The organism is Bradyrhizobium sp. ORS 111 (assembly GCF_045571485.1).
Lineage (GTDB): Bacteria > Pseudomonadota > Alphaproteobacteria > Rhizobiales > Xanthobacteraceae > Bradyrhizobium.
The window spans coordinates 6,581,929-6,605,970 of sequence record NZ_CP120701.1 but is presented as its reverse complement, the minus strand read 5'-3'; the positions used below and the strand labels follow the sequence as shown (position 1 = coordinate 6,605,970).

The following is a 24,042-nucleotide window of genomic DNA, read 5'->3' as shown; positions in this document are numbered from 1 at the left end:
TTACTGCAATGCGCAAGCGACGAGTTTGTGAAAAAGGCGCGTGTGCCGGCGGGAGGGAGCTATTCGGCAAGCCGTCGGCTGAGCAGACCGAAACCTGCGCGCCACTCGCATGCCGGGCCACGAAAGACATCGTGGGCGCGGCGCATCGCGCCGTTCCCTACCTGCAATGCTCGAAAACGTCAGCTCGCCTGCGCCATCTCGGAGCGAATCTCGGCGCGCAGCTCGTCGATCAACCGCAAGCCGCTCTTGGTTTCGACGTGCCAGAAGGTCCAGCCGTTGCAGGCGCCGGAGCCCTGCGCGACCGCACCGATGCGATGGATCGAGCCGACCTTGTCGCCGAGCATGATGGCGCCGTCGGCGCGGACCAGCGCGCCGTGGCGCTTCTTGGCGTCGACCAGCTTTGCGCCTGGCACGATCATGCCGCGCTCGATCAATTCGGAGAACGCGACACGCGGTGCGTCGCGGGCGGTCATGAACGGTGCCAGCGTTGCGTTCGGCAGCGGCTCGATCGCGGCAATGCGCGCTTCCGCCGCGGCGGCGTAGGTCCGGTCGCGCTCGAAGCCGATATAGTTGCGGCCGAGGCGCTTGGCGACGGCGCCGGTGGTGCCGGTGCCGTTGAACGGATCGATCACGAGATCGCCGGGCTTGGACGACGACAACAGCACGCGGGCGAGAAGCTGCTCGGGCTTCTGCGTCGGGTGCACCTTCTTGCCGTCGTTGTCCTTGAGGCGCTCTTCGCCGGTGCACAGCGGGATCAACCAGTCGGAACGTGCCTGCACGTCCTCGTTGGCCGCCTTCAATGCCTCATAATTGAATGTGTATCCCTTGGCCTTCTCGTCGCGCGCGGCCCAGATCATGGTCTCGTGCGCGTTGGTGAAGCGGCGGCCGCGGAAGTTCGGCATCGGGTTCGACTTGCGCCACACGATGTCGTTCAGGAGCCAGAAGCCGAGGTCCTGCATGATCGCGCCGACGCGAAAGATGTTGTGATAGGAGCCGATCACCCACAGCGTCGCCGACGGTTTCATCAGGCGGCGGCAGGCGAGCAGCCAGGCGCGGGTGAAATCGTCATAGGCCGCGAAGGACGAGAACTTGTCCCATTCGTCGTCGACGGCATCGACATGCGATTCGTCGGGACGCTTGAGATCGCCCTTGAGCTGCAGATTATAGGGAGGATCCGCGAAGACCAGGTCGACCGAACCGGCCGGCAGCTTCGACATCTCGGCCACACAATCGCCAATGACGATTCGGCTCGACGGAGTGCTCTCAAATTTGGTGCGGGGCGCCCTTGCAGACGCCCCGCGACGCGACACAACCATGACTCAAGAACTCTGACTCAGGCGACGCTGTCGGCGACGCGGGACTAAACAACCGACTGGCGACACATTGACCGGCCAAAGTAAAAATCGACTTAATTGGAAATCTTCACGCAAAAGATTGCAGCACCTTTTGAACGACGTGACGCATCGTCGTTCGCGTTGTGCTGCAGCGTCAGTGTGTTCTGCAAAAAATCTTGAGATCATCAAACCGGCACGATTCGACCGGTAGATTGGCCGACATTCGGCAAGCCGCGCCCGCTGCAAGGTGCCAGTCTGGACTAGGCAATTTTTGCCGGGCGCGCTATTGATTAACAGAATGGAAATTTTACGTTGGAATGCCCACGTGTTGGGTCGCCGACCGGAATGAAGGAAAGCCGCCATGCGCTATGATGATTTCCGTCGCAGCGACGACATCGAAGACCGTCGCGACGAAGGCGGGATGGGCGGAGGCGGCGGCGGTTTCGGCATTCCGATGGGCGGCGGTGGCGGGCTTGGCATCGGCACCATCATCGTGCTCGGCCTGCTCGGCTATGCCTTCGGCATCGACCCGCGCATCCTGATCGGCGGCGCGGAAATCCTCACCGGCGGCGGCCAGGCGCCGACCTATCAGACCGATCGCCAGGCGTCGGGAGGGCAAGCCAAGCGCGGCGCGCCGACCGACGAGATGGGCAGCATGATCGCCGGTATCCTCGGCGAGATCGATGACCGCTGGAGCGAGATCTTCCGGGCAAGCGGCCAGACCTATACCGGTCCGAAGATCGTGCTGTTCCGCAACGCCACCAACGGCGGGCGCTGCGGCATGGCGCAGTCGGCGATGGGACCGTTCTATTGCCCGCCGGACAAGACCATCTTCCTCGACACGGGCTTCTTCCGCGAGGTCGAGACGCGGTTCCGCGGCTGCTCTGGCAATGCCTGCAAGTTCACCGCGGCCTACATCATCGCGCATGAAGCGGGCCATCATATCCAGAACCTGCTCGGCATCATCCCGCGTGTGACGCGGCTGCAGCAGCAGGCCGGCAGCAAGGCGGAAGCTAACGCATTGCAGGTCAGGGTCGAATTGCAGGCGGACTGCCTCTCCGGCGTCTGGGTCAACCGCGAGGAGAAGAAGCGGCCGGGCTTCCTCGAGGCCGGAGACATCGATGCCGCGTTGACCACCGCGAACGCGATCGGCGACGACACGCTGCAGCGGCAGGCGACGGGCAGGGTGGTGCCCGACTCGTTCACGCACGGCTCCGCCGCGCAGCGCAAGCAATGGTTCATGACCGGCTACCAGCAGGGCACGGTGCAGGCCTGCAATACGTTCGGCAGCGGTTAGCCGGCGACCGCCGACGGCACGGTGGTTCTTGTCCGATGGCGTCATCCCGAGGTGCTCGCCTCTTGGCGAGCTCGAAGGATGGCGGAGCCCGCGGCGCATCCTTCGAGGCCCGCTACGCGCGCCCTTCAGGATGACGTCAGTGTGTGAGGTGTACACGATGTCTTCGATCGACGAATCCAAACAATTCATTCCGCTCAATATCGCGGTGCTGACGATTTCCGACACCCGCACGCTGGCCGATGACAAGTCGGGCACCACGCTCGCTGAGCGCCTCACGGCAGCCGGTCACAAGCTGGCGGCGCGCGAGATCGTCACCGACGATGTCGAGGCGATCCGTGCCGTGGTCAGGCGCTGGATTGCGGATCCAGGCGTCGACGCTGTTATCACCACCGGCGGCACCGGCTTCACCGGCCGCGATGTGACGCCGGAGGCGATCGAGCCATTGTTCGAGAAGCGGATGGACGGTTTCTCGATCGCCTTTCACATGCTGAGCCACGCCAAGATCGGGGCGTCGACGATCCAAAGCCGCGCCACCGCGGGTGTCGCCGGTGCGACCTTCATCTTCTGTCTGCCCGGCTCGCCCGGCGCCTGCCGCGACGGCTGGGATGGCATTCTGGCCGCGCAACTCGACTACCGCACGCGGCCCTGCAACTTCGTCGAGATCATGCCGCGGCTCGACGAGCATCTGCGGCGCGCGAAGGCAAAGGGCGCGAGTGCCTGACGGTCATTGCGGGGCATCGCGCCAGCGATCAAGCCGGAATCTCGAACCAAGCTCCCCTAGCCCGGATGGAGCGAAGCGAATCCGGGGCGGTCGTTCCCGCGGCGGCGCCGTTCCCGGATTGCGCTGCGCTTTATCCGGGCTACGCAGCCCAGGTTGCGCGAGCGACGGATTATCAACCGCGGCTGACGAATCCAGCCAAGGCACGCCACAACGCCCACGCGGCTTTGCGATACGCCTCGGCGCGAAGAGCGTGGGCTCTGCGCGTATAGAATGTAATGAGCTCAGCCGTCACGCGCCGGGCAGGTCCGCGGCGCTGCGGCTTCACAACTCCAATTCCCAGGTCTCGCCGACCAGATCGACACCAAAGCTGTGGTGCTTCTCTTCCTTCACACGCTGGAAGCCCGCGCGGGCGTAGATGCTGCGGGCGGCAACCAGAATGCTCTGGGTCCAGAGCGTCATCTTCTTGTAGCCCCTCTCGCGCGCGGCGCGGATGCACTGCTCGACCAGGGCGCGGCCGACGCCGAGCCCGCGTGCCTTCTCCTCGACAAGCAACAGCCGCAGCTTGGCGATCCCGTCGCCGCCGTTGACCAGGAAGATCGAGCCGACCGGCTCGCCGTCGACCTCCGCGATCCAGCAATGCTCGCACGTCGGATCGAACGACCTCAAGAATTGCGCGCAGATCTCGGCCACCAATGCCTCGTAGCTGATGTCCCAGCCATATTCCTCCGCGTAGGCGCGTCCCTGTCGCGAAATGACCCAGCCCATGTCGCCGACGCGGTGACTGCGCAGCAGGAAGCCGGCCGGCTTGGGCGCGGCAGGCTCCATCGACTGCTCGATCGTGCTCATCGCGCGCACCACGGCGGCGCGCCGGCTGCCGTCCATCTGCTTGAGCAGTGCGGCGACCTCGCTGCGCGACCGGCTGTCGAGATCGGACGCGGCGGCGCGGCCCTTGGCGGTCAGCGTCACCTCATTGACGCGCTTGTCGGCTTTCGACGGCTTGCGCGTCACGATCTGGCGGCGCTGCAGCGCCTGCAGCGTGCGGCTGACAAAGCCGGCGTCGAGGTCGAGCTCGCGCACTAGGTCGGTGGCGGTGCAGTCCTCGCGATGCGCCAGCTCGTAGATGATCCGCGCCTCCTGCAACGTGAACGGGCTGTGCAGCAGCTTCGGCTCGATGATGCCGAGCTTGCGGGTATAGAATCGGCTGAAGCCGCGAACCGCGGCGACCTGGCCTTCGAGGGTCTCGTCCGGTATATTTGATTTCATCAAACATATTATTTGACGGAATCAAACGATCTGCAAGGACTTTCTACGCGACCGTGATCCGGCTGCGCAGCATGGTGCGGGAGGAGCGGCCGAGCCGGCGCAGCAGGCGCGCCTCGGCGCGGCGGGCGTCCGGCTGGTAGCCGCCGAGCCGCTCGTAATGATCGCGTGCGATGAGGAGGCCCTGTTCGGCTGTCGGTCCCGTCATCATCCGTGCGACGAATTTGAGCCCGCCGCGCAGGCCGGGATCGCTGTAAGGCGAACGGGCGTAGCGGAAGATGCCGGCGCGGTCCTTGCCGCCCGCCGCCACCATCTGGACGAATTGGCTGGTCTCCTCGATCCAGCCTGCGTCGAGCACGGCGCCCGGATGCAGAAACATCAGCCAGGGTGAGCGGGCCTGCCTGGCGCCCGCGGCCAGCGCGGCGGCACGCGTGCCCTGGAAACGCAGAAAGCGGCAGCCCGCCACGTCGGCGACGCGCTCCATCACCTCGCTGTTGGTGCGCTCGACCAGCAGCACCTCGCGGATGATTCCCGCCGCCGCGCCCGGCACCAGCGCCGCCAAGGTCGCGACCACAGTGCGTTCGACCCCGTCGGTCGGAATGATCACGCTCAGCATGAGTTGAGGCTTCGATGGCTCAAACGGTTGGAAAGTTGAGCCGTGTTATCACCTTGTCACATGCTGCGCAGCCTTTGCGGCTGCGGATTCTTGCGGCAGCACCTTGTGGATTTTTGTGACGCGTGTTCTTGATTTGTTCTCGCGCTGTGCTAGCTTCTCGGCATGAGCCGAGCATCCTCTCATGCCCTCAAGCACCCGCCGGTAACGGCGCCCTCCGATAACCCGGCGGGTGCGGCTCCCCCTTTTCCCGAGCTTGCGGTCGCGATCGAGCGCGAACGGCGGCGCGGCCGGGGTGCACAGTCCAATGCCAGTGGCCGCTACGAGGCCGAGGCGCGGGTCGCCTTCGACGACGGCTGGCAGAGCCTTGACGATCTGCCGCCGTTCAAGACCTCGGTGGCGATCGACACCTCGCGCAAGGTGATCACCCGCAACGATTCCCCCGACATCGGTTTCGACCGCTCGATCAATCCCTATCGCGGCTGCGAGCACGGCTGCGTTTATTGTTTCGCGCGGCCGACCCACGCCTATCTCGGCCTATCGCCGGGACTCGACTTCGAATCGAAGCTGCTCGCCAAGCCCGATGCGCCGGAGCTGCTCGAGAAGGAGCTCGCCGCGCCGGACTACGAAGCGCGGATGATCGCGATCGGCACCAACACCGACCCTTATCAGCCGATCGAACGCGAGCGGAAGATCATGCGCGGCATCCTGGAGGTCTTGGAGCGGGCCGGCCATCCGGTCGGCATCGTGACCAAGTCGGCGCTGGTGACGCGCGACATTGACATCCTGGCGCGGATGGCCAAGCGCAACCTGGTCAAGGTTGCGCTGTCGGTGACGACGCTCGATCCGAAGCTCGCCCGTACCATGGAGCCGCGCGCATCGACCCCGGCGAAACGGCTCGAGGCGATCAGGCGGCTGGCTGAGGCCGGCATCCCGACCACGGTGATGGTTGCGCCCGTGATCCCGGCGCTGAACGATTCCGAGATTGAGCGCATCCTCGATGCCGCCGCGCATGCCGGCGCGAAAGAGGCGAGCTACGTTCTGCTGCGCCTGCCGCTCGAGGTTCGCGATCTCTTCCGCGAATGGTTGATGTCGAACTATCCCGACCGCTACCGCCACGTCTTCACGCTGATCCGCGATATGCGCGGCGGCCGCGACTACGATTCGCAATGGGGCACGCGGATGAAGGGCACCGGTCCGATGGCCTGGATGATCGGCCGCCGCTTCGAGATCGCCTGCGAAAAGCTCGGGCTCAACAAGCGGCGCACCAAGCTAACCACCGACCACTTCGCCAAGCCGAAGCGCAACGGGCAGCAGTTGAGCTTGTTCTAGATTCGAAAGGTTGTTGTGATCGTCATCGCGAGCGAAGCAATCCATGTCACGTCGGGATAGATGGATTGCTTTGTCGCTTCACCGCAAAATTGCTTTGCAATTTTGTCGCGAGCTTCTCGCAATGACGGAGAGAGGTAACCATGAGCAACACCGCCACCGCCCCGACCCCACGCTTCACGGTCCTGACCCTCGGCGTCAGCGATATGCGTACCAGCATCGCGTTCTACGAGTCGCTGGGCTTTGCGCGGAAATACCGCGCGACCGGTGAGGAGGTGGCCTTCTTCGAAACCGGCGGCAGCGTGCTGGGCCTGTTCCCGTGGCATCTGCTGGCTGCGGACGCCGCGCTTCCCGATCAGCCGCGCCCGGCGGCGTTCCGCGGTGTCGCGATTGCCTGGAACTGCAACAACGATGCGGAAGTGGATACCGTCATGGCCTTTGCGCTCTCGAAAGGCGCCAAGCTGCTGAAGCCCGCGCAGCCGACCAGCTACGGCGGCTATTGCGGCTATTTCGCCGATCCGGATGGCCACGCCTGGGAAGTGGTCCGCGCGCCGGGTTTCGAGGTCGGCGACGACCGGCGGGTGTCGATGCCGGATTAGGCTGCGACCAATAATATCAATAGTATAATGAATAGCGGGGACGATGGCAGGTTCCCGGTTGCGCGGCGAGCCGCGCTTGATCACGATCCGCGCATGATTCGGGACAAGTCAGTGAAGAAGAAGCCGGTCGAGCCGGCCAAGCCAGAGAAGCGCGTGATCGCGGTGGCGCGGCCGAGCTTCCGGCGTGAGCGAGCGCTGATCAAGCGTGGCGTCTGGCCGATCGCCGGCTGCGACGAGGCCGGGCGCGGCCCGCTGGCCGGGCCTGTGGTCGCGGCCGCGGTGGTGCTCGATCCCAATCGCATCCCGAAGGGCATCGATGATTCCAAGCGGCTGACCGCCGAGCGCCGTGAGGAACTGTTCGAGGAGATTTGCGCCACGGCCGCCTTCTCGGTCGCGGTGGCCTCGCCTGCGCGCATCGACCGCGACAACATCCTGCGCGCCTCGCTCTGGGCGCTGGCCCGCGCCGTCCACGCGCTGCCGGAAATGCCGAAGCACGTCTTCGTCGACGGACGCGACAAGCTCGTCACGGCCTGCGATTGCGAGGCGGTGATCGGTGGCGACGGCCTTGTGGTGTCGATCGCGGCGGCGTCCATCATAGCCAAGGTGACCCGCGACCGGCTGATGAGCGCGCTGGCGCTGGATTGCCCGGGCTACGGCTTCGAGCAGCACAAAGGCTATGCCGTCCCGGAACATCTCGAGGCGCTGGACCGGCTCGGGCCAAGCGTCCATCACCGCAGCTTCTTCGCCCCGGTCGTTGCCGCGCGCGCGAAGCATTTCCCCGAACTAGCGGAGCCCGACCTGTTCACGGTGGACCCGGAGAGCGAGGCCGCAGCGGTGGCGGCCGCGTAGCGCAGATAGCGCGAGCCACAATCTCGATTGTTGTCGCCCGGCTTGACCGGGCGATCCAGTATTCCAGAGGCCATGGTAATTCAGCCCGAGAGGGCGCGGCGTACTGGATGCCCCGCATTCGCGGGGCATGAGGGCGGAATTTGGATTTGTCGCGTGGGTTCACCAGCATTGCCTCTCCCGCTGTCGGCCGTTATCACGGGATGAGATTGAGCCGCCGACGCTGGTGGCTGGGGCATTCAGGCGTTTCATGCGGTTCACCTCGCTGGTTGTCGAACTGATCCGCGCCCGGCCACGGCTGGTGGTCTGGGTCGTGGTGCTGGCGCAGGCGGCGATCTGGCTGTTGTTGCCGGTGATCTTCTACGGCAGCCCGCCCGGCAATCTCGCGACCGTGCTGGCATTCGGTCGCGAATATCAGGTCGGCACCGACATGGGGCCGCCGCTGTCGTTCTGGCTCGCCGACATCGCCTTTCGCGCCGCCGGCAACCACGTGTTCGGCGTCTATTTGCTGGCGCAGGCCTGCGAGGTCGCGACCTTCATCGCGTTCTACCATCTGGCGCGCGCGATCGTCGGTGGCCCGCATGCGGTGCTCGCGGTGCTGCTGTCCATGACGGTCGTGGTGTTCTCGTCGCCGAGCGTCGAGTTCGGTCCGTTGATCCTGGCGCGGCCGCTCTGGGCACTGTTGCTGCTGCATTCCTGGCAGTTGATCGGACAGAACCGGCGCAGCGCCTGGTTCGCCTGGTCGATCGATTGCGGCCTTCTGTTGCTGACGACGCCGGCGGCGATCGGCATGATCCTCTTGGTCGCCGTCTTTGCCGTCACCAGCGCGCGCGGTCGGCGTACGCTGATGTCGGTCGATCCGCTCTATGCGCTGCTCGTCATCGTCGTGCTGGCGCTGCCCTATCTGATCTGGCTGATCCGCGCCGACGCGATCGTCTTTCCACCCTTGCCCGAGATTGCCGATCTCAAGGCCCGCGCGCTGCGCTGGGGCGTCGTGCTCGGCGGCCTGGTCGTGGCGATGGGCGCTGTCGTGCTGCTGGTGATCCTCGATTCGCGCTGGTTCGCCGGCGACAGCGAGAATGCGCCGATCATCCACCGTCCGCCGGTCGGACCGCTCGGGCAGCAGTTCGTCTATTTCTTCGCCTTCGCGCCGGCAATCGTGGGCAGCTTTGTCTCGGGCCTGTTCAACATTAACCGCGTGTTCGGCGGCGCGGGCGTTGCGTTGTTGATGTCGGGGCTTGCCGTTGTGGTCGCCGCCGGGGATCTGATCCGCCTCCGGCACCAGCGGCTGTTGCGCACGGCCTGGGCGCTCGCCATTGCCGCGCCGGCGCTGGCCGCGCTGGCCATGGTGTTGTTCATGCCATGGACCAGCACCAGGGAGGTGCCGACCTCGCTGCCAGCGGCTGCGATCGGCCGCTTCTTCGACGATAGCTATGAGCGCCGCACCAACCAGCGCCTGCGTGCCGTGGCGGGCGATCCGGAACTCGCCAGCTTGATCGCAATGAATGCGCGCCGCCCGCATCTGTTGCTCGACGCCACGCCGCAGCGGACGCCGTGGCTGTCGATCGCGAAATTCAACGAGACCGGCGGCGTCGTGGTGTGGCGCGCGCGGGATACCGGCGGCACGCCGCCGCCCGAGATCGCGCAGCGCTTTCCCGGCCTGGTGCCGGAAGTGCCGCGCTCGTTCGACCGGCTGGTCAACGGACGGCAGGGCGTGTTGAGGATCGGCTGGGCGATCGTGCGGCCGAAGGGGGCGTAGATTGATGGGGAGCCGTAGATGGGGGACGGGGCCCGTTACCCCATCTGCGAAGCCGTGGTCCCCTGCAGCACCTTGGCGATCGCGCGCAAATCCTGCCATGACAGCCGCTTGTAGGACGGCGAGCGCAGCAAGTACGCCGGATGGAAGGTGGCGATGGCGCGGATCGTGCGCGTGCCGGTGTCGAAATCGAGCCATTTGCCGCGCGTGCGCATGATGCCCTCGCGGGTGCCGAGCAGCGCCTGCGTCGAAGGATTGCCGAGCGTCACCAGCACGTCGGGATTCACCAGCTCGATCTGGCGCTGGATGAAGGGCAGGCAAACCTGCGTCTCCTGCGGCGTCGGCGTGCGGTTGCCAGGTGGCCGCCATGGGATCATGTTGGCGATATAGGCTTTGCTGCGGTCGAGACCGATCGACGCGATCATGCGATCGAGCAGCTTGCCGGAGCGGCCGACGAAGGGCAGGCCCTCGATGTCCTCGTCGCGGCCCGGCGCCTCGCCGACGAACATCACGCGCGCTTGCGGATTGCCGTCGGCGAACACCAGCTTGGTCGCAGTGTGCTTCAGCGCGCAGCCGTCGAACGTCTCCATCAGCTCGCGCAAGGCAGCGAGCGTCGGCGCGGTGCGCGCAGCCTCGCGCGCGGAGGCGATCGCGGCGTCTGGCGCGACGGTGATTTCGCTGCGCGGAACGGCTGGCATTGCGGCGGGGAGGGGACGCAGTGGATTGGGCGCGGCGACCGGCCGCGGCTGGGCCGGCGCGGGAACAGCGTCAGGCTCCTCTAGCCGGTTGATCGGCTCGTCGCCGAGCGCACAATCGACCCCGGCCTCGAGGTAAAAGGCCAGCAATTGCTGCAGTGTAGGGACGGGTTCGGGCATCACGGCCATGATGGAGCGCAATTTAGAGCATGACGGCGAAAAGTGGAGACCGGTTTTCCGAAAAACATCACGCTCAAACCCGCATGGGGCCGCGCGAAACGCCTCCGATTGCAATTCCATGGTTGTCCTTCCGCTAAAAATCGGAAACAACGACCCCTGAAAAGCTTAGAAGCGTTCTCAACGGGCTGAGACCAGATCATGAGTGCTGAAGACCTTCCCCCGCGCGAGTCCATGGAATTCGACGTCGTCATCGTCGGCGCCGGCCCCTCGGGCCTGTCGGCTGCGATCCGGCTCAAGCAGCTCAATCCCGAGCTCTCGATCGTCGTGGTAGAGAAGGGTTCCGAGGTCGGCGCGCACATTTTGTCGGGCGCGGTGATCGATCCGGTGTCGCTCGACAAGCTGATCCCGGACTGGCGGGACGACGCCGACTGTCCGCTGAAGACGCAGGTCAAGGATGACCGCTTCTACTGGATGAGCGCGGGCGGCGCGATCCGGTTGCCGAACTTCATGACGCCGCCGCTGATGAAGAATCATCATTGCTACATCGGCTCGCTCGGTAATGTCTGCCGCTGGCTGGCGCCGAAGGCTGAAGCGCTCGGCGTCGAGATCTATCCGGGCTTTGCTGCGGCGGAAGTGCTCTATGACGATAACGGCGCGGTGCGCGGCATCGCCACCGGCGACATGGGCATCGCCAAGGACGGCAGCCACAAGGATTCCTACACCCGCGGCATGGAACTGCTCGGCAAGTACACGCTGTTCGCCGAAGGCGCGCGCGGCTCGCTGTCCAAGCAGTTGATCGCGAAGTACCAGCTCGACGCCAAGAGCGAGCCGCCGAAATTCGGCATCGGTCTGAAGGAAGTCTGGCAGATCGACCCGGCCAAGCACCAGAAGGGCCTGATCCAGCACTCCTTCGGCTGGCCGCTGAACAATTCCACCGGTGGCGGCTCGTTCCTCTATCACTACGACGACAACCGCGTCGCGGTCGGCTTCGTCGTGCATCTGAATTACGACGACCCCTATCTGTCGCCATTCGACGAGTTCCAGCGCTTCAAGACCCATCCTGCGATCCGCGGCGTGTTCGAGGGCGGCAAGCGCCTCGCCTATGGCGCGCGCGCGATCACCGAAGGCGGCTACCAGTCGGTGCCGCGGCTCACCTTTCCCGGCGGCGCGCTGGTCGGCTGTGCGGCGGGCTTCGTCAACGTGCCGCGCATCAAGGGCGTGCACAACGCCATGGGGTCAGGCATGCTCGCCGCCGAGCATGTCGCCGCCGCGCTCGGTGCCGGGCGCGCCAATGACGAGCTCGTCGAGTATGAAAACGCCTGGCGCTCCTCCGCCGTCGGGCAGGACCTGCACAAGGTCCGCAACGTCAAGCCGCTGTGGTCGAAGTTCGGCACCATCGTCGGCGTCGCGCTCGGCGGCTTCGACATGTGGTGCAACACGCTCGGCTTCTCGCTGTTCGGCACGCAGTCGCACGCCAAGCCCGATCGCAAGACGCTGGACGCCGCCAAGCAGCACCAGCCGATCGCCTATCCGAAGCCGGACGGCAAGATCTCCTTCGATAAGCTGTCGTCGGTGTTCCTGTCCAATACCAACCATGAGGAGGACCAGCCGGTCCATCTCAAGGTCGCCGACATGAACCTGCAGAAGACCTCGGAGCACGACGTGTTCGCCGGACCCTCCAACCGTTATTGCCCGGCCGGCGTCTATGAATGGGTCGAGGAAGCCTCCGGTCCGCGCTTCCAGATCAACGCCCAGAACTGCGTCCACTGCAAAACTTGCGATGTGAAGGACCCGAACGGCAACATCACCTGGGTTCCCCCCGAGGGTGGCGGCGGCCCGAACTACGAGGCGATGTAGATAATAAAAGTCTGGACCACGTTTGCGTGAGCGGGCCGCGCGGTCGCCACGTGCTCCGCTTCGCCTCTCCCACAAGAGGAGAGGTGGGAACCGCCGTTTTGGCAGCCACTTGCCGATACAGTTGTTTCCCAACGCGATTGTGCCCGGACCGGCCACGATACCGCCATACTGGAAGCGTTTTGCGGTGGCTGGCTGGATCGGCGGGCCTAAAGGCTTAATCTGCCTATCGATTCGTCACGCGCATCCTTGCGGTTGAAGGCCAAAAGCGGCATTGTCCCTGGCCGCGATGCCGCCGCTTGGGTTCGCATGTGAGACTGATCGCAAGATCGTGGCCGTAAATCCCTGGAGCAAGGCGACCGTGATGCTGTCCACCCGTTTCAACCGCCTGACGATTGCCCTCATCGCCGCTGCCGCGCTCGCCGCGCCCGCGCAGCTCTCGGCGCAGACGCCCGATCATCCCGCCGACAACGCAGCGCAGTTTCCGACCAGGAACGACCTGAAGTCACTGACGACGGCCGGCAGCTATCTGGCGGCCCGCCATGCCAGTGTCGAGCGCGATGCGAACTCCGCCGCGGCGTTCTACCGCTCGGCACTGCGCACCGATCCGAAGAACTCCGAATTGCTCGATCGCGCCTTCATCTCCTCGCTCGCCGATGGCGACATCGACGAGGCGGTCAAGCTCGCCGAGCGGATCCTGACCCAGGACAAGGCCAACCGCGTTGCGCGACTCGTGATCGGCGTACGCGACCTCAAGCTGAAGAAGTACGGAGCCGCGCAGTCCAACATCAATCAGTCGGTGCGCGGTCCGATCACCGATCTGGTGGCGACGCTGCTGTCGGCCTGGGCGGCTTATGGCGCCGGCGACGCGAAGGGCGCGGTCGCCAGCATCGACAAGCTGACCGGGCCGGATTGGTATCCGATCTTCAAGGATCTGCACGCCGGCATGATCCTCGAGCTCGCCAACAAGGAGAAGGATGCTGGCGCACGCTTCGAGCGCGCCTACAAGCTCGACGATTCGATGCTGCGCACGGTCGACGAATATGCGCGCTGGACCTCGCGCAACAAGGATGCGGCCGCCGCCACCGCGCTCTACGAGGCCTTCGACAAGAAGCTGCCGCGGCATCCGCTGGTGTTGGAAGGGATCAGGGACACCAAGGCCGGCAAGAAGCTGCCGCCACTGGTCGAAACGGCGCAGGCCGGCGCAGCCGAGGCGCTCTACGGCATCGGTGCGACGCTGACGCGGCGCGGCGGCGAGGATCTCGCGCTGGTCTATCTGCAACTTGCGCTGTACCTGCAGCCCAACCATCCGCTGGCGCTGCTCTCGCTCGCCGATCTCTACGAGTCGGTGAAGAAGCCGCAGATGGCGATCAAGGTTTATGAGCGGATGCCCGCGTCGTCGCCGCTGAAGCGCAATGCGCAGATCCAGCTCGCGACCAACCTCGACGCCGCCGACCGCAGCGACGAGGCGATCAAGATCCTGAAGGGAGTGACGGCTGAATCGCCGCAGGATATCGAGGCCATCATGGCGCTCGGCAACATCGAGCGCGGCCGCAAGAAGTTCGCCGACTGCGTCGGGACCTACTCGCAGGCAATCGACGCGCTGCCGGCCGCCGACGGCGGCGACAAGAACGCCTGGGTCACCTACTACTATCGCGGCATCTGCGAGGAGCGCTCCAAGCAGTGGAGCAAGGCCGAGGCGGACATGCGCAAGGCGCTCGAGCTGCAGCCCGAGCAGCCGCATGTGCTGAACTATCTCGGCTATTCCTGGATCGATCAGGGCATCAACCTCGACGAAGGCATGAAGATGATCAAGCGTGCCGTCGATCAGCGTCCCGACGACGGCTACATCGTCGACTCGCTGGGCTGGGCCTATTACCGGATCGGCAATTACGACGAGGCGGTGAAGAATCTCGAGCGCGCGATCGATCTGAAGCCCGAGGATCCGACCATCAACGACCATCTCGGCGACGCCTATTGGCGCGTCGGCCGCAAGCTGGAAGCCAAGTTCCAGTGGGCGCACGCGCGTGACCTCAAGCCCGAGCCGGAAGAGCTGCCGAAGATCCAGGCCAAGATCGACAACGGTCTGCCCGACGATCCGTCGCCGGCCGCCGCGTCCGCCGACAAGAAGAAGGAAGACGACAAGGGCGGCTGAGCCGATCTCACGCATTTCCAGAGAACACCGTGATGCCCGGGCAGACGCGCGTCTTCGCGCAAGATGTCCCGGGCATCGACGTTTTCTCATCGTCAAGCCCGGGCATGACGAGCGGTGACGGAATTTCTGCCCAAACAAAGGGATAGGATCATGATGCGATTTACGCTAATCGCACACGATCTTTGTTTTTAGGGGTTTATCGCCGTGCCGGCGCTTGTTGAAGAGGGGCGTGCCAAGGTCAACCTGACGCTGAAGGTGGTCGGGCGGCGCGTCGACGGATTTCACGACCTGGAGAGCGTCGTCGCGTTTGCCGATTGCGCCGATCGTCTCACGCTCAAGCCCGGCTCCGAGCTTGCGCTGACGATGGAAGGACCGCTGGCCGACGCCTGCGGCGACACCTCGGACAATCTGGTGCTCAAGGCGGCGCGCCTGCTCGGCGAGCGTGTGGCGGACCTCAGGGTTGGCCATTTCACGCTGGAAAAGGTCTTGCCCGTCGCGGCCGGCATCGGCGGCGGCTCGGCGGATGCCGCGGCCGCGCTGCGCCTCCTGGCGCGGCTCAACGAGCTCTCGCTCGACGACACCAGGATCATGGACGTGGCGCTGCAGACCGGCGCCGACGTGCCTGTCTGCATCGGCTCGCGCGCCTGCGACATGACTGGCGTCGGCGAGACGCTGCTGCCGCTCAATTTGCCGAAGCTGCCTTGCGTGATGGTCAATCCGCGTGTTCCGGTTGCGACCAAGGACGTCTTCAATGCGCTTGGCCTGCGCCACGGCGAGCTTCTGGTCGGCGCCACTGACGTCGTGATCCAGGCACCATCCTGGCCGGAGGCGGGCGGTGCGATCGACGACTGGATCGAAGCGCTTGCGCTCGGCACCAACGATCTCGAAGCGCCCGCGGCGCGGATCGAGCCCGTCATCAGCGACGTGCTGTCTGCGCTGCGCGAGACCGCGAAGGTTCGCCTCGTCCGAATGTCCGGCTCCGGTGCGACGTGCTTCGCGATCTTCGGTAACGACACCGACGCCCAGGCCGCCGGCGAGAAACTGCGCGCTGAGCACCCCGGCTGGTGGGTGCATGCGGGCACGCTGAGCTGAGCGGTTCGTCCTGAGGGCTGCGACAAATCACCCCGACGGGCAAAATTTCGCTTCGCGTTTGACCCAACTCAGACGTCCAATGACGCTGTCTCATCCACCTGAGGGGCGCTTCGCGATCGTCACGAGTGTCGGGTGAGATGCGGTGGACGCCGCTTGCGCAACTGACGAGCGCGCATGAGGCGGACGGCGAAGTCGTGCAGGCCTGACGCCCTAGTGGCAGGTGTCTTATCAGTCAGAGGCAAGGTCTCTCGCTGAAGACGGTGACAACCAAGCCCAGTCTCGCCGGGGCGAGCACGTATAAGCCGTAACCCATCGCGCAGGGAAAGCCGGGCTTGCTCCGGTTACACCTGTGGTCCTACCCCCGAGCTTTCTACCATTGCTCGGGGCCCTTGGGTGCGATCGGCGCCCGGCTTTCCCTGCGCCCTCTGTCAAGGGAAAGGGCGGGACGAAGGGCAAGACTCGGGCAAGTCATGTCGCGAGAATGCGGATGTGCGACCCACAAGTGGTGCAACAAATTCAGTGTCGTCCCTGCGAAAGCAGGGACCCAAAACCCCGATCGTAAATTGCCGCGCGATGCTGGAACGACGAGTCCTGCCGATGACGCTGGCCGCGGAGTATGGGTCCCTGCTTTCGCAGGGACGACGGCACTGGATGTGGCGCGACATCGGGCTCAGCCTCTGCCGACAACACTGCCACATCAACGCCGGGCAGCGTTGCGCCCCGATTGCTTGGCAAGCCAAATCCGCTTTGCCATAACGGGACGAAACAACACGGTGCGCATGGGGGACCGCGAGGGAATCCGCCTGCAGCCCAAGAGCCGGGAGGATGCCATGGCCAATATTCGAGTTCTCGCCACCGATCTGGAGTTTCCCGAAGGTCCGGTCGTCATGCCCGATGGCTCGGTCGTGCTGGTCGAAATCCGCGGCCAGCGCCTGACCCGGGTCTATCCCGACGGGCGCAAGGAAGTGGTCGCAAAGGTCCCGGGCGGCCCGAACGGCGCCGCGCTCGGTCCCGACGGCAAGATGTATGTCTGCAACAACGGCGGCTTCTCCTGGATCCCGACCCGCAACATGATCATGCCGGGACCGCAGCCGGAGGATTATCTCGGCGGCTCGATCCAGCGCGTCGATCTGCAGTCCGGCAAGGTCGAGACCGTCGTCACCAAATGCGGCGAGCACGAGCTGCGCGGGCCGAACGACCTGGTGTTCGACAAGCAGGGCGGCCTGTGGTTCTCCGACCTCGGCAAGCGCCGCGCCCGCGACATGGATGTCGGTGCGTTCTATTATCTGAAGCCCGGCATGACCGAGATCGTTGAAGCCGTGCACGGCATCCTGCCGGCCAACGGCATCGGGCTGTCGCCGGACGAGAAGACCGTCTACATCGCGGAAACGCCGACCGCGCGGCTGTGGGCCTACGAAGTCTCCGAGCCCGGCACCGTCAAGCCGCGCGACGTGATCTATCGCGGCGAGCGTGGCAAGCCGATCGCGGGCCTCGGCGGTTACCAGATGTTCGATTCGCTCGCGGTGGAGGCGAGCGGCAACGTGTGCGTCGCGACGCTGGTCTCGGGCTGCATCTCGGTGATCGCGCCCGACGGCACACTCGTCGAGCAGGTGCCGACCGGCGACCGCGTGACCACCAACATCGCCTTCGGCGGCCCGGAGCTGAAGACCGCCTACATCACGCTGTCGGGCAAGGGCGAACTGATCGCGATGGACTGGTCGCGGCCGGGATTGCCGCTGAACTTTTTGAACAAGTGACGATAGGCAAATGATAGACCCTCATGGTGAGGAGGCGCGAAGCGCCGTCTCGAACCATGCGGCCCGAACGGTGGCCTCATCCTTCGAGACGCGCTTCAAGTGAAGCGCTCCTCAGGATGAGGAGAGAGGATCGAAAATGCCCTGGCTTGAACCGGTCACCCTTCGCGGCGAAAATGCGCGGCTGGAGCCGCTGTCGCACGATCACCTCGCCGGCCTGACCGAAGCGGTGAAGGACGGCGAGCTCTCAAAACTCTGGTACACGGCCGTTCCGAAGCCGGAGAACATGACCAAGGAGATCGATCGACGGCTCGGCCTGCAGGCCGCCGGCTCGATGCTGCCGTTCACGGTGTTCGACGCCGCAGGGCAAGTCAGCGGCATGACAACCTACATGAACGTCGATACGCCGAACCGGCGCGTCGAAATCGGCTCGACCTGGTACGCCAAGCGTGTGCAGCGCAGCGCGGTCAATACGCAGTGCAAACTGCTGCTGCTCTCCCATGCCTTCGAGAAGCTCGATTGCATCGCGGTCGAGTTCCGCACGCATTTCTTCAATCACCAGAGTCGCCGCGGCATCGAGCGGCTCGGCGCCAAGCAGGATGGCATCCTGCGTAGCCATCAGATCTCGCCCAACGGCACGTTGCGCGACACGGTGGTTTACAGCATCATCGCCAGCGAATGGCCGACGGTGAAGGCGCACCTCAATTATCAACTCAACGACAAGCCGCGCTGACACCGCAGTCGGCGCGAGAAGCGACATGATGGAAACGTTCGACTACGTGATTATCGGCGCAGGCTCTGCCGGGAGCGTGCTGACCAATCGTTTGAGTGAAGATCCTGGCACCCGCGTCTGCGTGCTCGAGGCGGGGCCGAGCGACTGGCACCCTTACATCCATTTGCCGGCCGGCTTCATCAAGACCTTCCATATGAAGAGCGTGAACTGGGCCTATCAGCAGGAGGTGGGTCCTTACACCGGCGGGCGCAGCATCTACGCGCCGCGCGGCAAGACGCTCGGCGGCTCGTCCTCTATCAACGGCCACATCTACAACCGCGGCCAGCGCCAGGATTTCGACACCTGGGCGCAGCTCGGCAATCGCGGCTGGGGCTACCCCGACGTGCTGCCCTATTTCCGGCGCATGGAGAAGCGGATCGGCGAGGGCGACGACACCTATCGCGGCCGCGACGGCAATCTCACCGTCACCACAATGGACTGGCAGGACCCGCTCTGCGAGGCCTTCATGAACGGCGCCGTCAGTCTCGGCATTCCGCGCAACCCGGACTATAACGGCAAGATCCAGGAAGGCGTCTCCTACTGCCAGCGCACCATCCGGAACGGCCGCCGCGTCAGCGCCGCAACCGCCTTCCTGCATCCGGCGCGGCGGCGGCCGAATGTCGATGTGCGCACGCATGCGCATGTCACCGGCATCATCTTCGAGGGCAAGCGCGCCGTCGGCGTGCGCTACAACAGGGGCGGCAAATACGGCGATCCGCTCGAGATCCGCGCCACCAAGGAGGTCATCCTCTCCGGCGGCGCCTACAACTCGCCGCAGCTCCTGCAGCTCTCCGGCGTCGGCTCGCCCGACCTGTTGAAGTCGCACGGCATCGAGGTGCGCCACGCGTTGCCGGGTGTCGGCGAGGGACTGCAGGACCACTACGCGCCGCGTTCGGTGGCGCGGGTCAAGAACATCAGGACCATCAACGAGCTTCGCCGCGGCATGAGCCTGTGGGTCGAGGCGCTGAAATGGGCAACGACGCGGCGCGGCCTGCTGTCGCTGTCGCCGACCATGGTCTACTGCTTCTGGCATTCCGGCGAGACCACCGAAAGCTCCGATCTGCAGCTCACCTTCACGCCGGCGAGCTACAAGGAAGGCGTGCAGGGACAGCTCGAGGACGAGCCCGGCATGACGGTGGCGTCGTGGCAGCAGCGCCCGGAAAGCCGCGGCTATGTCCGGATCCGCTCGGCCGATCCGTTCCAGGCGCCGATCATCCAGACCAACTATCTCGCCGAGGAGATCGACCGCCGCGTCGTCGTCGCCGGCATGAAGCTGGCGCGGCGGCTGCTCGCCTCCGAGCCGCTGAAGCCGTATTTCGCTTATGAAGACTTTCCCGGTCCCAAAGTGCAAAGCGACGACGAATTCCTCGCCGCCGCGACCCAGCGCGGCACCACCACGTTCCATCCCGGCTGCACTTGCCGGATGGGACCGGCGGACGCGCCATGGGCCGTGGTCGACGACCAGCTTCGTGTCCACGGCATGGAGGGACTTCGCGTGATCGATGCCTCGATCATGCCGCGAATGATCTCGGCCAATCTCAACGCCTCGACGCTGATGATCGCCGACAAGGCCTCCGACATGATCCGCGGCAAGACCGCGCCCGTGGCCGCCAAGCTCGAGGAGTATGCGTGAGGGCTTCGGCTTACCTCGCCCCGCTTGCGGGGAGAGGTCGAAATTCGCGGAACGCGAATTTCGGGTGAGGGGGACTCTCCGCACACGGAACTCGTGGAGAGTCCCCCTCATCCCGACCTTCTCCCCGCAAGCGGGGCGAAGGAGAAGAGAAGCGGCTCAGCGGTAGACGAACGCCTTGTCCCTGAGGTCGATCGCCGGGAATTCGTCCTTCTCGGCCCAGTAGTCCTGGTTGTGCTGCCACTCCGGCTTGTCGCCGCGCTTCGGCAGCAAGTGCATGCCGCGCATCATATAGCCGGGGTTGAAATTCTCCGGATCGATCCACGGCAGCAGCGGCATGTTGTGGTCTTCGGGGCGCAGCGCCGGCGTCACCTTTCTGGCGCCCGTTGCCTTCATGTGCTTGAGCATGCGGCAGACGAAATCGGCGACGAGATCGACACGCAAGGTCCAACTGGCGCGGAAATAGCCGAATACCCAGACGAGGTTCGGCACGCCGGTGAACATCATGCCGCGATAGGTCACGGTATCGGCGAAATCGAGCGGCTTGCCGTCGATCTCGAAGTCGATGTCGCCGTTGGCGGAGAGATGGAAGCCGGTTGCCGTGATGATGATGTCGGCCTCGAGCTCCTTGCCGGACTTGAGCAGGATGCCTTTCTCGGTGAAGCGGTCGATCTCGTCGGTGACGACCGAGGCCTTGCCGCCCTTGATCGCCTGGAACAGGTCGCCGTCCGGAATGAAGGCGATGCGCTGCCGCCACGGCCGGTAGCGCGGCGTGAAGTGGGTGGCGATGTCGTAGTCCTTGCCGAGATAGGCCTCCACCGCCGACAGCAGGTCCTTCTTGGCGGCCTCGGGCTCGGCGAAGGTCTTGCGGGTGAAGGCGTCCTGGTCGAACAGGATCTTGCGGCGAGTGATCTCGTGGATCCAAGTCTCGTCGACCTGCAGCTTGCGCAGCTCCTCGGCGATCTCGATCGCGTTGCGGCCGGTGCGGAAATAGGTCGGCGAGCGCTGCAGCATGGTGACATGGCCGGCGTCCCTGGCCATCGCCGGGATCAGCGTGGCGGCGGTGGCGCCGGAGCCGATCACGATCACGCGCTTGCCCTTGTAGTCGAGGTCCTCGGGCCACTTCTGCGGATGCACGATCGGACCCTTGAACTTCGCCATGTCGGTCCATTCGGGCGTATAGCCCTCGGCGTGCCGGTAATAGCCCTGGCACATCCAGAAGAAATTGGCGGTGAAGCGCAGCTTCTCGCCGGTGTCGATGCGCGTGGCATCGATGGTCCAGAGATTGGTCTCGTTCGACCACCTCGCCGCGGTGATGGTGTGGCGATAGCGGATGTGCGGCGCGAGGTGGTTCTCCTCGATCACCTCGCCCATGTATTTGAGGATTTCGGCCGCGGTCGCGATCGGCGCGCTGGTCCACGGCTTGAAACGATAGCCGAAGGTGTGCAGGTCGCTGTCGGAGCGGATGCCGGGATAGCGATGGGTGGACCAAGTGCCGCCGAACGTCTTCTGCGTCTCCAGCACCACGAAGCTGGTGCCGGGGCATTGCGTGGTGAGGTGGTAGGCGGCGCCGACGCCGGAGATGCCGGCGCCCGCGATAAGGACGTCGAAATGTTCAGATGTAACGGGCTCGGCGGCGCGGATTTGGGTCTGGACGTTCATGTTCCCTGGTCTTTTTGTTTGTTGAGTTATGAAAGCAAGACGCCGGGACCATGGTCCCGGCGCTCGCCGATATCGGAGCTAGACCTCGCGGCGGCTGAGGAACGCCAGCCGCTCGAACAGATGCACGTCCTGCTCGTTCTTCAGCAGCGCGCCGTGCAGCGGCGGGATCAGCTTGCGCGGATCGCGCTCACGCAGCATCTCGGGCGTGATGTCCTCGTTCAGGAGCAGCTTGAGCCAGTCGAGCAGCTCGGAAGTCGAGGGCTTCTTCTTCAGGCCCGGCACCTCGCGCACTTCGAAGAAGATACGCAGCGCCTCTTCCACCAGCCGCTTCTTGATGTTGGGAAAGTGCACGTCGACGATCTTGCCCATCGTCTCGGAGTCCGGGAACTTGATGTAGTGGAAGAAGCAACGGCGCAGGAAGGCGTCCGGCAGCTCCTTCTCGTTGTTCGATGTGATCATCACGATCGGGCGCAGCTTCGCCTTGATGGTCTCGCCGGTCTCGTAGACGTGGAACTCCATACGGTCGAGCTCGAGCAGCAGGTCGTTGGGGAATTCGATGTCGGCCTTGTCGATCTCGTCGATCAGCAGCACTGGGCGCTTCTGGTTGGTGAAGGCTTCCCACAGCTTGCCACGCTTGATGTAGTTCTTGATGTCGGACACGCGCGCGTCGCCGAGCTGGCTGTCGCGCAGGCGCGACACGGCATCGTATTCGTAGAGGCCCTGCTGCGCCTTGGTGGTGGACTTGATGTGCCAGGTGAGCAGCGGCGAGTCGAGCGCCTTGGCGACTTCCTCGGCCAGCACTGTCTTGCCGGTGCCGGGCTCGCCCTTCACCAGGAGCGGGCGCTCGAGCACGATGGCAGCATTGACGGCGACCTTGAGGTCATCGGTTGCGACGTAGTCCTTGGTACCCGTGAATTTCATCTATCTCTTTGCCTTGGTTCGTTCGGTGGTCGCGCGGGCGCCCACACGAAACGACCGCTCTCACAGCGGTCGGATGTCCTCTTCAATGTCCTGTCACGCGCAATTGTAGTTGAAATAGCGGGGCGGTCTAGCGCGGATTCCGCACTGCAGCGGTGCCGAAAGCGGTATCCGCATGGAATGTCAGACATCATGTTTCCGCGCTGCGGAATGGCCGACGCCGTGCAAGCACGTCCGCTGGACCAAAAGTTGCGGCAACACGATTGGACATGAATGGCTGATCTCGGGGGGAAGCACGGTCTCGGCCTCTTGACGGCACCGGCCCAGCGGGCGATCTAGGTGAGTATGTTCCTGCAGTTCTTCACATCGTTGCGCGACGCCCAGGTCCCCGTGACGCTACGGGAATATCTGACGTTGATGGAAGCGCTCGACGCCGATCTCGCCGAACAGTCGGTCGAGAACTTCTACTATTTGTCGCGCTCAGCGCTGGTGAAGGATGAGCGCAACCTCGACAAGTTCGATCGCGTGTTCGGCTCCGTGTTCAAGGGGCTGGAGAGCCTGCTCGATGCCATGGACAAGGCGGAGATCCCCGAGGAGTGGCTGAAGAAGCTCGCGGAGAAATATCTCACCGAGGAAGAGAAGAAGCAGATCGAGGCCATGGGCTGGGACAAGCTCATGGAGACGCTGAAGAAGCGGCTCGAGGAGCAGAAGGGCCGCCACCAGGGCGGCAGCAAGTGGATCGGCACCGCGGGCACGTCTCCGTTTGGCGCCCATGGCTACAATCCCGAAGGCGTCCGCATCGGGCAGGAGAAGAACCGCAACAACCGCGCCGTGAAGGTGTGGGACAAGCGCGAGTTCAAGGATCTCGACGGCAATGTCGAGCTTGGCATCCGAAACATCAAGGTCGCGTTGCGACGCCTGCGCAAATTCGCGCGGACCGGCGCGCCTGATGAACTCGATCTCGACACCACGATCAAGGAGACCGCCAACCACGGCTATCTCGACGTGCACATGCGCCCCGAGCGGCGCAACGCGGTCAAGGTGCTGGTGTTCTTCGATATCGGCGGCTCGATGGATTCGCATATCGAGCAGGTCGAGGAATTGTTCTCGGCCGCCAAGAGCGAATTCAAGCACATGGAGTATTTCTACTTCCACAACTGCCTCTATGAGGGCGTCTGGAAGCAGAACAAGCGGCGCTTCACCGACCGCACGCCGACCTGGGATGTGCTGCACAAATATCCGCACGACTACAAGGTGGTGTTCGTCGGCGACGCCTCGATGTCGCCTTACGAGATCATGGTCCCCGGCGGCTCGGTCGAGCATGTCAACGAGGAGGCCGGCTCGGTCTGGCTCGACCGCATCATCCGCACCTATCCGCATGCAGTGTGGCTCAATCCGGTGGCGCAGAAGCACTGGGACTATTCGGAATCGACCACCATCATCCGCCGCATCTTCTCCGAGCGCATGTATCCGATCACGATCGAAGGTCTGGAGAATGCGATGAGGGAGCTGGTGCGATAGTTGTTGCTGTCATTCCGGACAGACGCGTAGCGGCTGACCCGGAATCTCGAGATT

19 protein-coding genes are annotated in these 24,042 nt (G+C 64.6%); 13 read left to right on the top strand and 6 right to left on the bottom strand.

Features of this window, described 5'->3' with window-relative positions; translation table 11 throughout:
• Nucleotides 1–179 precede the first annotated feature (179 nt).
• Nucleotides 180–1,316 carry a site-specific DNA-methyltransferase gene (locus P6U30_RS30355; protein WP_407166454.1) on the bottom strand — a complete coding sequence of 379 codons (1,137 nt, stop codon included), beginning with the start codon at nucleotides 1,314–1,316 and terminating at the stop codon, nucleotides 180–182.
• A gap of 379 nt (nucleotides 1,317–1,695) precedes the next feature.
• On the opposite strand from P6U30_RS30355, the gene P6U30_RS30350 reads away from it, so the two are divergent.
• Together P6U30_RS30350 and moaB are read left to right on the top strand one after the other, a co-directional pair.
• A complete protein-coding gene (locus P6U30_RS30350) occupies nucleotides 1,696–2,631 on the top strand; it encodes a neutral zinc metallopeptidase (protein ID WP_407148209.1) in 936 nt (311 codons plus the stop codon).
• Nucleotides 2,632–2,788: 157 nt separating this feature from the next.
• Nucleotides 2,789–3,352 (top strand): molybdenum cofactor biosynthesis protein B, encoded by a 564-nt coding sequence (moaB, locus tag P6U30_RS30345; protein ID WP_407166453.1) that lies wholly within the window; start codon nucleotides 2,789–2,791, stop codon nucleotides 3,350–3,352.
• Between the two features lie 321 nt (nucleotides 3,353–3,673).
• On the opposite strand, the gene P6U30_RS30340 is transcribed toward moaB, so the two are convergent.
• Together P6U30_RS30340 and P6U30_RS30335 are read right to left on the bottom strand one after the other, a co-directional pair.
• A complete protein-coding gene (locus tag P6U30_RS30340) occupies nucleotides 3,674–4,615 on the bottom strand; it encodes a GNAT family N-acetyltransferase (protein WP_407166452.1) in 942 nt (313 codons plus the stop codon).
• A 43-nt stretch (nucleotides 4,616–4,658) separates the two neighbouring features.
• A complete protein-coding gene (locus P6U30_RS30335) occupies nucleotides 4,659–5,228 on the bottom strand; it encodes a glycosyl transferase (RefSeq protein ID WP_407166451.1) in 570 nt (189 codons plus the stop codon).
• A gap of 162 nt (nucleotides 5,229–5,390) precedes the next feature.
• On the opposite strand from P6U30_RS30335, the gene P6U30_RS30330 reads away from it, so the two are divergent.
• The 4 genes from P6U30_RS30330 (at nucleotide 5,391) to P6U30_RS30315 (ending at nucleotide 9,758) form a co-directional block, all read left to right on the top strand.
• Entirely contained in the window at nucleotides 5,391–6,557 is a 1,167-nt protein-coding gene (locus P6U30_RS30330) for a PA0069 family radical SAM protein (protein WP_407166450.1), read from the top strand.
• A 140-nt stretch (nucleotides 6,558–6,697) separates the two neighbouring features.
• Complete coding sequence (locus P6U30_RS30325) at nucleotides 6,698–7,153, top strand: VOC family protein (protein WP_407166449.1); 456 nt, start codon at nucleotides 6,698–6,700, stop codon at nucleotides 7,151–7,153.
• Nucleotides 7,154–7,246: 93 nt separating this feature from the next.
• Nucleotides 7,247–8,002 carry a ribonuclease HII gene (locus tag P6U30_RS30320; protein WP_407166448.1) on the top strand — a complete coding sequence of 252 codons (756 nt, stop codon included), beginning with the start codon at nucleotides 7,247–7,249 and terminating at the stop codon, nucleotides 8,000–8,002.
• A gap of 247 nt (nucleotides 8,003–8,249) precedes the next feature.
• On the top strand, nucleotides 8,250–9,758 hold the full coding sequence (locus tag P6U30_RS30315; RefSeq protein ID WP_407166447.1) for a glycosyltransferase family 39 protein: 1,509 nt from the start codon (nucleotides 8,250–8,252) through the stop codon (nucleotides 9,756–9,758).
• Nucleotides 9,759–9,793: 35 nt separating this feature from the next.
• Here P6U30_RS30315 and P6U30_RS30310 read toward each other — a convergent pair whose 3' ends face one another.
• Nucleotides 9,794–10,633, bottom strand: a complete 840-nt coding sequence (locus tag P6U30_RS30310; protein ID WP_407170575.1) for a uracil-DNA glycosylase — start codon at nucleotides 10,631–10,633, stop codon at nucleotides 9,794–9,796.
• Nucleotides 10,634–10,828: 195 nt separating this feature from the next.
• Here P6U30_RS30310 and P6U30_RS30305 point away from each other — a divergent pair, with 195 nt between their 5' ends.
• The 6 genes from P6U30_RS30305 (at nucleotide 10,829) to P6U30_RS30280 (ending at nucleotide 19,890) form a co-directional block, all read left to right on the top strand.
• Nucleotides 10,829–12,487 carry an electron transfer flavoprotein-ubiquinone oxidoreductase gene (locus P6U30_RS30305; RefSeq protein WP_407166446.1) on the top strand — a complete coding sequence of 553 codons (1,659 nt, stop codon included), beginning with the start codon at nucleotides 10,829–10,831 and terminating at the stop codon, nucleotides 12,485–12,487.
• 361 nt (nucleotides 12,488–12,848) lie between these two features.
• A complete protein-coding gene (locus P6U30_RS30300) occupies nucleotides 12,849–14,639 on the top strand; it encodes a tetratricopeptide repeat protein (protein WP_407170574.1) in 1,791 nt (596 codons plus the stop codon).
• Between the two features lie 204 nt (nucleotides 14,640–14,843).
• Nucleotides 14,844–15,731 carry a 4-(cytidine 5'-diphospho)-2-C-methyl-D-erythritol kinase gene (locus tag P6U30_RS30295; protein WP_407166445.1) on the top strand — a complete coding sequence of 296 codons (888 nt, stop codon included), beginning with the start codon at nucleotides 14,844–14,846 and terminating at the stop codon, nucleotides 15,729–15,731.
• Between the two features lie 830 nt (nucleotides 15,732–16,561).
• Nucleotides 16,562–17,488, top strand: a complete 927-nt coding sequence (locus P6U30_RS30290; RefSeq protein WP_407148198.1) for an SMP-30/gluconolactonase/LRE family protein — start codon at nucleotides 16,562–16,564, stop codon at nucleotides 17,486–17,488.
• A 136-nt stretch (nucleotides 17,489–17,624) separates the two neighbouring features.
• Entirely contained in the window at nucleotides 17,625–18,218 is a 594-nt protein-coding gene (locus P6U30_RS30285) for a GNAT family N-acetyltransferase (protein WP_407166444.1), read from the top strand.
• Nucleotides 18,219–18,246: 28 nt separating this feature from the next.
• The gene (locus P6U30_RS30280; protein WP_407170573.1) at nucleotides 18,247–19,890 is read left to right on the top strand and encodes a GMC family oxidoreductase; all 1,644 of its coding nucleotides are present in this window, start codon (nucleotides 18,247–18,249) and stop codon (nucleotides 19,888–19,890) included.
• Between the two features lie 156 nt (nucleotides 19,891–20,046).
• Here P6U30_RS30280 and P6U30_RS30275 read toward each other — a convergent pair whose 3' ends face one another.
• A complete protein-coding gene (locus tag P6U30_RS30275) occupies nucleotides 20,047–21,549 on the bottom strand; it encodes a flavin-containing monooxygenase (protein WP_407166443.1) in 1,503 nt (500 codons plus the stop codon).
• A 78-nt stretch (nucleotides 21,550–21,627) separates the two neighbouring features.
• Nucleotides 21,628–22,470 carry an AAA family ATPase gene (locus P6U30_RS30270; protein ID WP_407166441.1) on the bottom strand — a complete coding sequence of 281 codons (843 nt, stop codon included), beginning with the start codon at nucleotides 22,468–22,470 and terminating at the stop codon, nucleotides 21,628–21,630.
• Nucleotides 22,471–22,812: 342 nt separating this feature from the next.
• Between P6U30_RS30270 and P6U30_RS30265 the strand changes: the two genes are divergently transcribed.
• Nucleotides 22,813–23,988 carry a vWA domain-containing protein gene (locus tag P6U30_RS30265; protein WP_407148193.1) on the top strand — a complete coding sequence of 392 codons (1,176 nt, stop codon included), beginning with the start codon at nucleotides 22,813–22,815 and terminating at the stop codon, nucleotides 23,986–23,988.
• Nucleotides 23,989–24,042: the final 54 nt, after the last annotated feature.

Coding starts and splice junctions, on each gene's coding strand:
- P6U30_RS30355 (WP_407166454.1), bottom strand. CDS start 1,316: ATGGTTGTGTCGCGTCGCGGGGCGTCTGCAAGGGCGCCCCGCACCAAA.
- P6U30_RS30350 (WP_407148209.1), top strand. CDS start 1,696: ATGCGCTATGATGATTTCCGTCGCAGCGACGACATCGAAGACCGTCGC.
- moaB (WP_407166453.1), top strand. CDS start 2,789: ATGTCTTCGATCGACGAATCCAAACAATTCATTCCGCTCAATATCGCG.
- P6U30_RS30340 (WP_407166452.1), bottom strand. CDS start 4,615: ATGAAATCAAATATACCGGACGAGACCCTCGAAGGCCAGGTCGCCGCG.
- P6U30_RS30335 (WP_407166451.1), bottom strand. CDS start 5,228: ATGCTGAGCGTGATCATTCCGACCGACGGGGTCGAACGCACTGTGGTC.
- P6U30_RS30330 (WP_407166450.1), top strand. CDS start 5,391: ATGAGCCGAGCATCCTCTCATGCCCTCAAGCACCCGCCGGTAACGGCG.
- P6U30_RS30325 (WP_407166449.1), top strand. CDS start 6,698: ATGAGCAACACCGCCACCGCCCCGACCCCACGCTTCACGGTCCTGACC.
- P6U30_RS30320 (WP_407166448.1), top strand. CDS start 7,247: ATGATTCGGGACAAGTCAGTGAAGAAGAAGCCGGTCGAGCCGGCCAAG.
- P6U30_RS30315 (WP_407166447.1), top strand. CDS start 8,250: ATGCGGTTCACCTCGCTGGTTGTCGAACTGATCCGCGCCCGGCCACGG.
- P6U30_RS30305 (WP_407166446.1), top strand. CDS start 10,829: ATGAGTGCTGAAGACCTTCCCCCGCGCGAGTCCATGGAATTCGACGTC.
- P6U30_RS30300 (WP_407170574.1), top strand. CDS start 12,849: ATGCTGTCCACCCGTTTCAACCGCCTGACGATTGCCCTCATCGCCGCT.
- P6U30_RS30290 (WP_407148198.1), top strand. CDS start 16,562: ATGGCCAATATTCGAGTTCTCGCCACCGATCTGGAGTTTCCCGAAGGT.
- P6U30_RS30285 (WP_407166444.1), top strand. CDS start 17,625: ATGCCCTGGCTTGAACCGGTCACCCTTCGCGGCGAAAATGCGCGGCTG.
- P6U30_RS30280 (WP_407170573.1), top strand. CDS start 18,247: ATGGAAACGTTCGACTACGTGATTATCGGCGCAGGCTCTGCCGGGAGC.
- P6U30_RS30275 (WP_407166443.1), bottom strand. CDS start 21,549: ATGAACGTCCAGACCCAAATCCGCGCCGCCGAGCCCGTTACATCTGAA.
- P6U30_RS30270 (WP_407166441.1), bottom strand. CDS start 22,470: ATGAAATTCACGGGTACCAAGGACTACGTCGCAACCGATGACCTCAAG.
- P6U30_RS30265 (WP_407148193.1), top strand. CDS start 22,813: ATGTTCCTGCAGTTCTTCACATCGTTGCGCGACGCCCAGGTCCCCGTG.